The sequence below is a fragment of the Streptomyces sp. NBC_00829 genome (genome assembly GCF_045161795.1).
GTDB lineage: Bacteria > Actinomycetota > Actinomycetes > Streptomycetales > Streptomycetaceae > Streptomyces.
On the sequence record NZ_CP108867.1, the window covers coordinates 6,264,509 to 6,277,002 of the forward strand.

Consider the following 12,494-nt stretch of genomic DNA (forward strand, 5'->3'; position numbering starts at 1 on the left):
GCCGAAAGGCGCGTCCCGGCGCAGGAGTGTCACCCGGCTCCGCACGGCACCCTTCGCGGCGTCACCCGGCTCCGCGCGGCCCGGGCGGGGCCGGTCGCCCGCCGATCAGGGTTACGGCCTCCGCGCCGGCACGGCACCCTTCGGCCGCGGCGGAGGCCGGGTCCGCGCCCGCCAGCCGGGCCGCGAGGAACGCGCCCGTGAACGCGTCGCCGGCGCCCGTCGAGTCCACCGCGACGGCCGCAGTGCCCGGAACACGTGCGGTCACCGTGCCCGACTCCGCCACCAGGGCGCCCTCGGCGCCCAGGGTCACCACGGTCAGCGGGACGTTCAGGCTCAGCTTCGCAGCCGCGTCGGCGGGGTCGGGGAGGCCGGTCAGCAGCCGGGCCTCGTCGGCGTTCGGGACGAGGACGTCGACGTCGGCGAACGAGGCGAGCATCCGGTCCACGCCGAGGGAGCCGATGAAGCCCGCCGAGGCGGGGTCGACGCTGGTGGGGATGGAACGGTCCCGCGCGGACTCCAGGGCGAGCAGGGCCGCTTGACGGCTGGTGTCGGCGAAGAGGAGATAGCCCGACAGATGCAGATGACCGACGCCGTCGAGCAGTGACGGAGACCAGTCGGCGGGGGACAGGCGCAGCACCGCGCCGCTGTCGGTGAGGAAGGTGCGTTCGGCGGTCTCGTCGACGAGGGCGATGACCGTGGCGGTCGGCGTCTCGGTGTCGGCGACGAGGAGCGGCCGTACGCCCGCGGCGCGCAGCCGTACGTCGTGCCAGCCGGCCTCGTCCCGGCCGACGCGGGAGAGCAGCCGTACGTCCGCGCAGCCCCACCGGGCCGCCCAGCACGCCGCGTTGGCCCCTGCCCCGCCCGGCAGGATGCGGATCGTGGCCGCCGTGTCCGTCCCGTGGGCGAGAGGGGCGTGGTGCCGGGCGACCACATCGGTGACCACATCGCCGATGACGAGCAGCGCGCCGCCGTCTGCGGACGTGGTGCCGCCGTTCACCTCGCCCTGCCCCCTCACCTCGCCCTCCCCGCTCACCTCGCCCTCCCCGCCCTCACCCCCACCCTCGCCCGTCAGCCCGCCCTCCCCGCTCGCCGCTCCGTCCGCCTGGGTCACAGCGCCGCCGCGATCATGGCCGCCAGCCGTACGTTCCCCCGCACCGCCGCCACATTGGCCTCCAGCGACGCCCCCTCGGTGCGCCGTGTCAGATATTCGAGGAGGAAGGGAGTCACGGCCTGGCCCTCGATGCCCTTCTCCCGGCACTCGTCCAGAGCCTCGGCCAGCACACGGTCGTGCAGCACCGGATCCAGCTGCTCGCTCTCCGGCACGGGGTTGGCGACGATCAACGCCGTGTCCGGCCCGCCCAGTGCGTCCCTGGCCCGGATCACCTCGGCCGTCTCCTCGGGCGTGCGGACCGTCCAGTCGACGGGCTGGCCGGAGGAGGCCAGATAGAAGCCGGGGAACTCCTCGGTGCCGTATCCGAGGATTCCGATCCCCAGCGTCTCCAGCCGCTGGAGTGTGGCGGGGACGTCCAGCACCGATTTCACGCCCGCGCACACCACCGTGATCCGGGTGTGTGCGAGAAGGCGCAGATCGGCCGACTCGTCCTGTGTCCGGGTCCATTCGCGGTGCACCCCGCCGAGGCCGCCCGTCGCGAAGACGCGGATCCCGGCCCGCGCGGCGAGGAACGCCGTCGCCGAGACGGTGGTGGCCCCGCTCGCCCCTGCCGCGAGCGCGGGCGCGATATCGCGGTGCCCGAGCTTGCGTATGTCCTCGTCGCCCGCGACACGCTCCAACTGCCTCTTGTCCAGTCCGATATGGACCGTCCCGTCCAGCACGGCCACGGTCGCGGGGACGGCGCCCTGCGACCGCACGAGCTCCTCAAGCTCCTCGGCGACGGCCAGATTGCGCGGACGCGGCAGTCCGTGCGCAATGATCGTCGACTCCAGGGCGACGACGGGCCGGTGCGCGGCGAGCGCTTCCCTGACTTCCTCGGTCACTTTGGTCAGCAGCATGTCCCATCCCTGGCACGGGAGGGGCGGATCCAAACCCCGGAGGTCCTGGGCGGTGGTTCTGGGACTGGTGCGGCACGACCGGACCGTACGAGGTCTTCCAGCCCCCTCTTGAGGGCGAGGCGCGAGGCCGATCGGTGACCACGTGACCCGGTGACCTGCTGCCGCGTGCCCCGGTGCCGCTGCGCGCCGCCGGAGCGTCGGGGCGTCGCTCAGCCGAGCGCTCTGCGGACCGCGAGTGCCGCCATCGGCAGGAGCAGGCAGGCGCCGACCACATTCAGCCACCCGTAGCTCGCCTGCGCGACGATCAGTCCGGCCGCCGCGCCGCCGAGGCCCGCCGAGGTGTTCATGGTGAGGTCCGACAGGCCCTGTACGGCGGCGCGGGCGGGCTGTGGCACGGAGTCGGTGAGCAGCGTGGAGCCGGACACCAGGCCCGCCGACCAGCCGAGGCCGAGCACGAAGAGTCCGAAGGCTGTCTGTCCGTGACTCGCTCCCGCGGTGCCGGCGAGCAGTGCCGCCAAGGAGAGCAGCCCGACCGCGAGTCCGATCACGGCGAGCCGGCCGATGCGGTCCGCCAGCCAGCCCATGACCGGTGAGAACGCGTACATGCCCGCGATATGGCCGCTGATGACCAGACCGATCAGCTGGATGTCCGCGCCGTGGTGGCTGAGGGCGACGGGCGTCATCGACATGATCGACACCATCGCGGTGTGCGAGACGGCGACGGTGACCAGCGCGAGCCGGGCCATCGGCGACGCACGCACGGCCCGCATGCCGGCCCTGAGTGAACGCCCCTCGGGGGAGCGGTCGGTCGGCGACAGCGCGCGTGCGGTGAGCAGAGGATCGGGGCGCAGCAGTACGAGGACGAGCGCCGCGGAGACGAGGAACACCCCGGCCGCCCAGACGAACGGACCCGCGGCCGCCGGTATACCGAGCCCGGAGACGCTGCGACCCGCGGGCGCCGCGATATTGGGACCGAGCACCGCGCCGATCGTGGTGGCCCACACGACATTGGAGATGGCCCGCCCGCGCCGCTCGGGCTCCGCGAGGTCCGCGGCGGCGAAACGCGCCTGGAGATTCGCCGATGAGGCGGCTCCGAACAGGGCCATGCCGAGGAGCAGCAGCGGGAAGTTCACGACGACCGCCGCAAGGACCACCACGCCCGCACCCGACGCACCCAGCAGATACGCGAGGACGAGTCCCGGTCGTCGGCCGCGGGCCGTCATCAGCGCTGCCAGCGGCATGGACAGCACCGCGGTCCCGGCCACGGTCGCGGTGGGTGCCAGCCCGGACAGTGCTTCGGTCCCGCTCACCTGCTGCGCCAGCACCGAGGCGAGCGCGACACCGGTGGCGACGCCGAGCCCGCCCAGTATCTGGCTGCCTATGAGCACGGCGGTGATCCGCCGCCGCAGCGCGGGCAGCTCGTCCGCGGACACGGGCGTGCGGGCGGCGGGCTTGTCCAGCGCGGTCACCGCGTGTACGCCGATCCACCGCGGGGGGCGGGCCGGTCCGCGAGCCTGCCATCGGCAGCTCGCCGCGGAATCGTCTCGGGTGCGTCAGGGCAGGTGGTCACTGGCGCAGTGTGTCAGTCCGTACGGGCGTGCGAAACCGCGTCCCGGGCACCCGTGGCCCGGATGGAACCACTCCGGTCAGAACAGCGGCTCGGGCAGCACCCCCTCCAGCGCCAGCAGCTTCCGCTTGGTCTCCAGTCCGCCCCCGAACCCGCCCAGCCCGCCGTCCGTCTCCACCACGCGGTGGCACGGCACCACCACCGGCAGCGGATTGGACCCCATGGCCGTGCCCACCGCCTGTGCCGCGCCCGGCTGGCCCACCCGCGCCGCCAGGTCGCCGTACCCGACGACCGCGCCGTACGGAACGCCCTCCGCCAGCTCCCGCAGCACCTGCCGGTTGAACCCACCGGACAGCGACCAGTCCAGCGGCAGGTCGAACTCCCGAAGACCGCCCGCGAAATACGCCTCCAGCTGGCGTATCGCTTCGGCCAGCAGACCGTCCGCCCTTTCGGCCGGCTCGGCCCCGAGCCGGCCGGCCAGCCGTCCGAGCGCCTTGTCCCGCACCGCCGCGTCGGCATGGAAGACCACGCTCACCAGACCCTCGCCGGTCGCGGCGAGCAGCAGCGGTCCGATGTCGCTGTCCACGACGGTCCACTCGAAGCTCTTCATGCCGACCACCGTACGACCGGGCACTGACAGTCGTGCCTTGCGCCTGGTCAGAGCCGGTTTCGGTAATCGGCGCAGGCCACCGCGTCCCGTACGACGTCCGGGTTGTTCGTGATGATCCCGTCCACCCCGAAGCCGTCCACGCGGACAGCGCCCGCCGCGTCGTTCACGGTCCATGTGCTGACCTGTAGGCGTCTGCCGTGCGGACCCCGGAACCGGTGCACCGCGGCCACATACTGCGCGGTGAGGGAGGTGTGCGTGGGATTGATCTGGTCGGTGAACTCCGCGTACGAGGCAAGGTCGGCCACCGCGGGCGTACCGAGAAAGCCCGTGGTGATGTCCGGCCGCTGCGCGTGCACTTCCTTCACGCTCTGTGCGCCGAAGCTCTGCACGACCAGCCTGCGCGCGACGTGGGCGCGGTCGAGCCAGCCCTCCTCGCCCAGCACCCGCAGGGTGTCCTTCGCGATGCCCGGGTACGCCTCGGGCTTCTTGACCTCGAGCAGCAACTTCTGGCCGTTGCCGTCAACCCGTTTCAGGTACTGCGTGAGCGTCGGCACCCGCGCGCCCGCCCACTTCCCGCCGAACCAGCTGCCGGCGTCCAGCGTGGCGATCTCCGCGGCCGTGAACTCCCTGACCTTCCAGGGAGCGCGGTCCGGGAAGCGCTGTTCCACATCGGTGGTCCGCGCCAGATTGTCGTCGTGGACGACGACCAGTACGCCGTCCTTGGTGCGCTGGACGTCGTTCTCGACCCAGGAGAAGCCCATGTCGGCGGCGAGATCGACGGCCGCGAGGGTGTTCTCCGGCGCGTACGCGGAGGCGCCGCGGTGGGCGATCACCAGCGGCTCGCCGGGCCGGCAGACGGCCCCGCCCTGGGCATGGGCGGTCTCCTGGACGGGGCCGGGCAGCAGCAGCGCGCCGACTCCCAGGACAGCGGCGGCAGTTGTGGCGAGGCGTGCGTACACCTGGACTCCCACGGGCGTCGGGTTTACGGACGGGCCGAGGGTGACAGCCGACGGCCGACGAGGCACAGGCGAAGTATGGCCAGAACGTGAACGGATCCACACAGAACGCACCGGGCGCCGTTTTCGTGTCGACAAATCTCCGGTCAAGTGTTTGCCTACGGCGGCGAGGTCTCCCTACTCTCGCCCGAACCAGACGTTCCGTCAGGGATCACGGGGATCACAAGGAGCGAGGGGCGTGCCGGATGCAGGGAACTGTCGACGGATTCAGCTATGGACTCGTCACGCCCGTGGTGGCCTACTTCATGGCATGTCTCGGCGGGGCCCTCGGCCTGCGCTGCACCACCCGGTCCGTCCGTAACCGCCGGTCCTTCAAGCCGGGCTGGCTCGCCCTCGGCGCCACAGCGATCGGCTCGGGCATCTGGACCATGCACTTCATCGCGATGATGGGCTTCAAGGTCGCCGAGGCCCCGGTCGGCTACGACAGGCCGACGACCTTCGCCAGCCTCGGCGTGGCGATCGGCATGGTCGGAATCGGGATCTTCATCGTCGGCTATCGCGGAGCCACCCCGATGGCGCTGGGCACGGGAGGCACGATCACCGGCCTCGGGGTGGCCTCCATGCACTACCTCGGCATGGCCGGCATGCGGCTTCGGGGAAGCCTCGTCTACGACACCCCGACCGTCGCCCTCTCCGTGGTGATCGCCGTCGTCGCCGCCACCTCGGCCCTGTGGGCGGCCGTGTCGATCCACGGTTTCCTGGCGAGCCTCGGCGCCAGCCTGGTGATGGGTGTCGCGGTGAGCGGAATGCACTACACGGGGATGGCGGCGGTCAGCGTGCATCTGCACGGGGCGGCCGGTTCGGCGGGCAGCGGTGAAACGCCCGCCGCGCTGCTCGCCCCGATGCTGGTCGGCCCCGTGGTCTTCCTGCTCATCGCGGGCGTGGTGGTGATGTTCGATCCGCTGCTCGTGATGGGGGACCCGGACGGGCGGCGGCCCGCCGACCCGTCGGCGGGCCGCCCCGGCGTGCCCGCCCAGCGCACCCGGTCCCCGCAGCGGCAGCCCGCGGCCTGGGCCGCCGACCGCTCGCCCCGCAGGGAACCGCCGGGCACGCACGACCGCTGACCCCGGGCGACCGGTCCGTGACCGGCGTGCCCGGACCCCGCGCGAGCGCCGGGTCCACCCCTGATCGGGCCCCGGCTGTCAGTGGTGGGTCGTACGGTGGATCCATGCGGCCCGTTTCCAAGATCGAACGTACGGTGGCGCCCTTCGAGGTCGTCAGCCCCTTCCAGCCCAGCGGCGACCAGCCGACGGCCATCGCCGACCTGGAGCGGCGAATCCGCGCGGGCGAGAAGGACGTGGTCCTCCTCGGCGCGACCGGCACCGGCAAGTCCGCGACCACCGCCTGGATGATCGAGAAGCTTCAGCGCCCCACCCTGGTGATGGCGCCGAACAAAACCCTGGCCGCCCAGCTGGCGAACGAATTCCGCGAACTCCTGCCGAACAACGCGGTGGAGTACTTCGTCTCGTACTACGACTACTACCAGCCCGAGGCGTACGTCCCGCAGTCGGACACGTATATCGAGAAGGACTCCTCGATCAACGAAGAGGTCGAGCGGCTGCGTCACTCCGCGACGAACTCCCTGCTCACCCGTCGGGACGTGGTCGTGGTCGCCTCCGTCTCCTGCATCTACGGCCTCGGCACCCCGCAGGAGTACGTCGACCGGATGGTGCCCCTGAAGGTCGGCGACGAGATCGACCGCGACCAGCTGCTGCGCCGCTTCGTCGACATCCAGTACACGCGCAACGACGTGGCCTTCGCGCGCGGCACCTTCCGGGTCCGCGGCGACACCATCGAGATCTTCCCGGTCTACGAGGAGCTCGCCGTCCGCATCGAGATGTTCGGCGACGAGATCGAGGCGCTCTCCACACTCCACCCCCTCACCGGGGAGATCATCAGCGAGGACCAGTCGCTGTACGTGTTCCCGGCCAGCCACTATGTGGCGGGCCCGGAGCGCATGGAGAAGGCGGTCAACGGCATCGAGAAGGAGCTCGAGGAGCGCCTCGCCGAGCTGGACAAACAGGGCAAGCTCCTGGAGTCGCAGCGGCTGCGCATGCGCACGACGTACGACCTCGAGATGCTCCGCCAGATCGGCTCCTGCTCGGGCGTGGAGAACTACTCCATGCACTTCGACGACCGTGGCCCCGGTACCGCGCCCAACACCCTCCTCGACTACTTCCCCGAGGACTTCCTGCTCGTCATCGACGAGTCCCATGTCACCGTGCCCCAGATCGGCGCGATGTACGAGGGCGACGCCTCCCGCAAGAGGACCCTGGTCGACCACGGTTTCCGGCTGCCCTCGGCGCTCGACAACCGTCCGCTGAAGTGGGAGGAGTTCCAGCAGCGGATCGACCAGACCGTCTATCTCTCCGCGACCCCCGGCAAGTACGAGCTGTCGCGCGGCGACGGCTTCGTGGAGCAGATCATCCGCCCCACCGGCCTCGTCGACCCGGAGGTCGTCGTCAAGCCCACCGAGGGCCAGATCGACGACCTGGTGCACGAGATCCGCGAGCGCACCGAGAAGGACGAACGCGTCCTGGTCACCACGCTCACCAAGAAGATGTCCGAGGACCTCACGGACTACTTCCTCGAACTGGGCATCCAGGTCCGCTATCTGCACAGCGACGTCGACACCCTGCGCCGGATCGAGCTGCTGCGCGAGCTTCGCGCCGGCGAGTACGACGTGCTGGTCGGCATCAACCTCCTGCGCGAGGGCCTCGACCTCCCCGAGGTCTCCCTGGTGGCGATCCTCGACGCCGACAAGGAGGGCTTCCTGCGGTCCGGCACCTCACTGATCCAGACCATCGGCCGCGCGGCGCGCAATGTCTCCGGCCAGGTCCATATGTACGCGGACAAGATCACCGCGGCGATGGAGAAGGCCATCGAGGAGACCAATCGCCGCCGGGAGAAGCAGATCGCGTACAACACCGAGCGCGGCATCGACCCGCAGCCGCTCCGCAAGAAGATCAACGACATCGTGGCGACCATCGCCCGCGAGGAGGTCGACACCGAGGAACTGCTCGGCACCGGCTACCGCCAGGCAAAGGCCGACAAGCCGGGCAAGGGCGCCAAGGCCCCGGTGCCCGCGCTCGGCGGCAAGGCCGGCAGGAAGGGCGAGGTGCTCACCGACCGGCCCGCCGCCGAACTGGCCGGGATCATCGAGGAGATGACCGACCGGATGCGCGCCGCCGCCGCGGACCTGCAGTTCGAGGTGGCAGCACGCCTGCGTGACGAGGTGAGTGAGCTGAAGAAGGAGTTGCGCCAGATGAAGGAGGCCGGTATCGCCTGATCCTCGCGCACCTGGTGTGTTTCAAGACCGACACAAAAACGAGCCGGTTGTGATGCGCCTCTGGCCCTACTGCGTAGGGTGCTGGGCAACCGCACGTATGGGCGGCAGCTATTCGGGAGAAGGGGACAGCGCGTGACGGTCAACATGACCAAGGGTCAGGCCATCAGCCTGCAGAAGAGCGACGGGGGCACTCTCACCGCGGTGAGGATGGGGCTCGGCTGGCAGGCGGCGCCCCGCCGCGGTCTGTTCGGCTCGCGTACCCGGGAGATCGACCTGGACGCGTCGGCGGTGCTGTTCGCCGACAAGCAGCCGGTGGACGTGGTCTTCTTCCGCCACCTCGTCAGCGACGACGGTTCGGTCAAGCACACCGGCGACAACCTGGTCGGCGGCGCGGGTTCCGGAGGCGACGACGAGGCGATTCTCGTCGACCTGCAGCGGGTGCCGGTCCACATCGACCAGATCGTCTTCACGGTGAACTCCTTCACCGGCCAGACGTTCCAGGAGGTGCAGAACGCCTTCTGCCGCATCGTCGACGAGACCAATGGTCAGGAGCTCGCCCGCTACACCCTCGACGGCGGCGGTCAGTACACCGCGCAGATCATGGCGAAGGTGCACCGCGTCGGCGGCGGCTGGCAGATGACGGCCCTCGGCAACCCCGCCAACGGCCGTACCTTCCAGGACCTGATGCCGTCGATCCTGCCGCATCTGTAGGCACGGCTCGTACGGACGACACGCAGCTCCCGGAGGCATCAGGCCGCCGGGAGCTGCACCGCTACCACCACCGCACAGCACTGAGGGGACACAGGGATGACCGCCGAGCTGGTCCGGGGGCAGAACCACCCCTTGCCGGACACGCGCCTGGAGATCCGGGTGTCGGCCGGCCATCCTGTCGTCGCCTGCGCCACCTGCTCCGACGAGCAGGGGACCGTCAGGGACGTATGGATCGCGCACCCGGGCGCGCCCGCGCTATCCGGCGTCGAGGTGCCCCAGCGCGCCACCGAGGCCCCCCGGTTCACCGTCGACCTCGACGCGGTGCCCGGGGCGGTCCAACAGGTCAATGTGCTCCTCGCGCTCCCTGAAGGGGCGGCGGGACCGGCCCACTTCGGCGCCACGGCCGCCCCCTTCGTCGCCGTCGCCGGCCAGGACGGCACCGAGGTGGCCACGTTCACCATCACCGGCCTGGACGCCGAGACCGCGCTCGTCGCGGTCGAGCTCTACCGCCGCCAGGGAGCGTGGAAGGTGCGCGCCGTGGGCCAGGGGTACGCGGGCGGGCTCACCGAGCTGCTGGGCGACCAGGGGCTGGCCACGGCTCGTGAGAAGGCCACGGCCATCCAGCAGTCGGCGGCCCCGCTCACGCCCCGGGCCGAACCGGCGCAGCTGCGGACCAGCGGCGCGGACGGTACCCACACCCGGCCGAGCCTGGACCGGCCCGACCGGACAGCCGCGCCCGGGGCGGATGCCACGCTGCCCGACCCGCTCACGGCGGCCGGCCAGCCCGCCCCGACCGCCGACGACCCGCAGACACCCACGCCCGACGCGCCGTCGGCTCCGGGCGGGCCCATCAACTACGCGCACCCGCGCCGCCAGTCGGTCGCGCCCCCGCCGCCGCCCCCGGCAGCGCCGCCCGCACGTCCCGGTCAGCCGGCCCCGCCCGTCGCGGGCGACGCCACAGGCTGGTCCATGGAGGAGCGGCTCTACAACCAGATCTGGGGCATGTTCGAGGACCTGGCCCGCAGCGTCGCCGCGTACCGCAGTGCCGTGGACTTCGCCGAGACCCGGATGGACCAGGAGCTCGACAAGGCGCTCTCCGACCCGCGCAGCCGTATCGGCGGTGCCGGGGACACGGCCCGGGAGTCGGCCAGGGCCAAGTGCGAGCAGCTGACCGACCAGGCACGCCAGGTCCTCGACCGCGATCTCGCCCAGCTCACCGCCGAGTCCGACGTCGTCGAGCCCGCGCTTCCGCCCTCCTTCGCCCGCTGGGACAATCCCGTCTGGCACGCCTACCGCGTTCCGATGGAGGTTCCGATGGCGCTGCGCCTCGGCGACCTTCAGCTGCCCGAGACTCCGGATCTGCGCATTCCGCTGCTGGTGCGGCTTCCGCTGGAGCGCGGTCTGTGGGTGGACAGCGGAGGCACCGGCTCCGAGGCGGCGATGACCCTGGACGAGGCGCAACTGCGCAGGCTCGCCATGGACAGCGCGGTCGCGCACGCGGCCCGGCTGCTCGCGGTCTATCCGCCCGGCGACTTCACGGTCCATGTCATCGACCCCGCGGGCGCCGCGACCGCCTCGCTCGCCCCGCTGGTCGACTCCGGGGCCCTCGCGGGGCCACCGGCGGCCGGCGCCCAGGGCGTGAGCGCCACACTCGCCACCCTCACCCAGCGGGTGGACCTCGTGACCATGGCGGTCCGGGGCGGCGCGTCCGACGCGCTCCCGCCGGATCTGGACACGGCGGAGCAGTTGCTGATCGTCAACGACTTCCCGCACGGCTTCGACGACCGCGCCGTGACGCAGCTGCGCTATCTCGCCGACGAGGGCCCGGCGGTCGGAGTCCATCTCATGATGGTCGCGGACCGCGAGGACGCCAGTGCGTACGGCCCGGTGCTCGACCCGCTCTGGCGCTCCCTGCTGCGGATCACTCCGGTCCCCGACGACCACCTGGCCGATCCCTGGGTCCGGCACGCCTGGACCTACGAGCCGCTCACGGTGCCGCCGGGCAGCGGTGTGCTCCGCCAGGTGCTGGACCAGGTGGTTGCCGCACGTCGCTCATGGGGCCGCTGACCTGCGTACTTGAAGACATCTTTACCGAGCCCTTTACCGTTCCTTGGGGATTCCTGTACTCTCCTTTGAACGGAGGGGAGTACTCCCGGATGCGGCGTTCCCGTCAGTACGGACCGACATCGGTCCCGGGGCGCCGGCCCGTGGCGGGGAGAGACCGCCCGGGTGGAGGAGACCTCCGGCAGCGACGACGCTGATCAAGTAGCCGTACGACGCCGGAGGCGCAGTGGACGTTTCATGGACCCTGTGGGTGCTGACCATTCTTGGTCTGAGTGCCCTGATCGCGGTCGACTTCTTCATCGGGCGCAAACCCCATGACGTATCGATCAAGGAAGCCGGCATCTGGACCGTCGTCTGGATCGTGCTGGCCGGACTCTTCGGTCTGGGGCTGCTGGTCTTCGGCGACAGCCAGGCGTCGGGCGAGTTCTTCGCGGGCTTCATCACCGAGAAATCGCTCAGCGTCGACAACCTCTTCGTCTTCGTCCTGATCATGGCGAAGTTCGCGGTGCCCTCACACCTCCAGCAGCGCGTACTGCTCGTCGGCGTACTGATCGCCCTGGTCCTGCGCGCCATCTTCATCGCCGCGGGGGCCGCGATCATCGCCAGCTTCTCGTGGATCTTCTATATCTTCGGCGCGTTCCTGATCTACACCGCCTGGAAGCTCATCCAGGAGGCCCGCTCGGACGAGGAGGACGAGGAATTCGAGGAGAACCGCCTCCTGAAGTCCATCGAGAAGCGGTTCGGTGTCGCCGACAGGTACCACGGCACCAAGCTGTTCATCCGCGTCAACGGCAAGCGCGTGCTGACCCCGCTCATGGTCGTCATGCTCGCCATCGGCACCACCGATGTGCTCTTCGCGCTGGACTCCATCCCCGCGATCTTCGGCCTCACCCAGGACCCGTACATCGTCTTCACCGCCAACGCCTTCGCGCTGATGGGTCTGCGCCAGCTGTACTTCCTCATCGGCGGTCTGCTCAGGAAGCTGGTCCACCTCAGCTACGGCCTGTCGGTGATCCTCGGCTTCATCGGCATCAAACTCGTGCTCCACGCCCTGCACGAGAGCGGAGTGGACGTCCCCGAGATCTCCATCCCCTTCTCCCTCGCGTTCATCTGCGGCGTGCTGATCATCACCACGATCACCAGCCTGATCGCCTCCAAGCGGCAGGCGGAACGCGAAGCCGCCGAAGGCGAGGAGGAGTCCCGGAAGGACAGCATCGAGGCCTGAGG

The 12,494-nt window shown here is 70.7% G+C and carries 10 protein-coding genes; 5 read left to right on the forward strand and 5 right to left on the reverse strand.

Annotated elements, in window-relative coordinates:
- Positions 1 to 61 precede the first annotated feature (61 nt).
- From OG293_RS27845 to OG293_RS27865, 5 genes are all read right to left on the reverse strand, one after another.
- Complete coding sequence (locus OG293_RS27845) at positions 62 to 1,015, reverse strand: carbohydrate kinase family protein (protein WP_406003735.1); 954 nt, start codon at positions 1,013 to 1,015, stop codon at positions 62 to 64.
- A gap of 92 nt (positions 1,016 to 1,107) precedes the next feature.
- Positions 1,108 to 2,010 carry a pseudouridine-5'-phosphate glycosidase gene (locus tag OG293_RS27850; RefSeq protein ID WP_406001521.1) on the reverse strand — a complete coding sequence of 301 codons (903 nt, stop codon included), beginning with the start codon at positions 2,008 to 2,010 and terminating at the stop codon, positions 1,108 to 1,110.
- Between the two features lie 209 nt (positions 2,011 to 2,219).
- Positions 2,220 to 3,479: an MFS transporter gene (locus OG293_RS27855; protein WP_406001522.1), complete on the reverse strand. Its 1,260-nt coding sequence runs from the start codon at positions 3,477 to 3,479 to the stop codon at positions 2,220 to 2,222.
- 177 nt (positions 3,480 to 3,656) lie between these two features.
- Positions 3,657 to 4,187 (reverse strand): methylated-DNA--[protein]-cysteine S-methyltransferase, encoded by a 531-nt coding sequence (locus OG293_RS27860; RefSeq protein WP_406001523.1) that lies wholly within the window; start codon positions 4,185 to 4,187, stop codon positions 3,657 to 3,659.
- A 47-nt stretch (positions 4,188 to 4,234) separates the two neighbouring features.
- Positions 4,235 to 5,146 carry a glycerophosphodiester phosphodiesterase gene (locus OG293_RS27865; protein ID WP_406003736.1) on the reverse strand — a complete coding sequence of 304 codons (912 nt, stop codon included), beginning with the start codon at positions 5,144 to 5,146 and terminating at the stop codon, positions 4,235 to 4,237.
- A gap of 242 nt (positions 5,147 to 5,388) precedes the next feature.
- Here OG293_RS27865 and OG293_RS27870 point away from each other — a divergent pair, with 242 nt between their 5' ends.
- The 5 genes from OG293_RS27870 (at position 5,389) to OG293_RS27890 (ending at position 12,492) form a co-directional block, all read left to right on the forward strand.
- Positions 5,389 to 6,267, forward strand: coding sequence for an MHYT domain-containing protein (locus OG293_RS27870; RefSeq protein ID WP_406001524.1), 879 nt, complete (start codon positions 5,389 to 5,391; stop codon positions 6,265 to 6,267).
- Between the two features lie 104 nt (positions 6,268 to 6,371).
- Entirely contained in the window at positions 6,372 to 8,492 is a 2,121-nt protein-coding gene (uvrB, locus tag OG293_RS27875; protein WP_406001525.1) for an excinuclease ABC subunit UvrB, read from the forward strand.
- A gap of 132 nt (positions 8,493 to 8,624) precedes the next feature.
- Positions 8,625 to 9,203 carry a TerD family protein gene (locus tag OG293_RS27880; protein ID WP_142216449.1) on the forward strand — a complete coding sequence of 193 codons (579 nt, stop codon included), beginning with the start codon at positions 8,625 to 8,627 and terminating at the stop codon, positions 9,201 to 9,203.
- Between the two features lie 96 nt (positions 9,204 to 9,299).
- Positions 9,300 to 11,270 (forward strand): TerD family protein, encoded by a 1,971-nt coding sequence (locus OG293_RS27885; protein WP_406001526.1) that lies wholly within the window; start codon positions 9,300 to 9,302, stop codon positions 11,268 to 11,270.
- 223 nt (positions 11,271 to 11,493) lie between these two features.
- On the forward strand, positions 11,494 to 12,492 hold the full coding sequence (locus tag OG293_RS27890) for a TerC/Alx family metal homeostasis membrane protein (RefSeq protein ID WP_406001527.1): 999 nt from the start codon (positions 11,494 to 11,496) through the stop codon (positions 12,490 to 12,492).
- Positions 12,493 to 12,494 lie beyond the last annotated feature (2 nt).

Bases quoted from the DNA above. Each gene is read 5' to 3' on its own strand.
- OG293_RS27850 (WP_406001521.1), bottom strand. From the start codon at position 2,010: ATGCTGCTGACCAAAGTGACCGAGGAAGTCAGGGAAGCGCTCGCCGCG.
- OG293_RS27860 (WP_406001523.1), bottom strand. From the start codon at position 4,187: ATGAAGAGCTTCGAGTGGACCGTCGTGGACAGCGACATCGGACCGCTG.
- OG293_RS27870 (WP_406001524.1), top strand. From the start codon at position 5,389: ATGCAGGGAACTGTCGACGGATTCAGCTATGGACTCGTCACGCCCGTG.
- uvrB (WP_406001525.1), top strand. From the start codon at position 6,372: ATGCGGCCCGTTTCCAAGATCGAACGTACGGTGGCGCCCTTCGAGGTC.
- OG293_RS27885 (WP_406001526.1), top strand. From the start codon at position 9,300: ATGACCGCCGAGCTGGTCCGGGGGCAGAACCACCCCTTGCCGGACACG.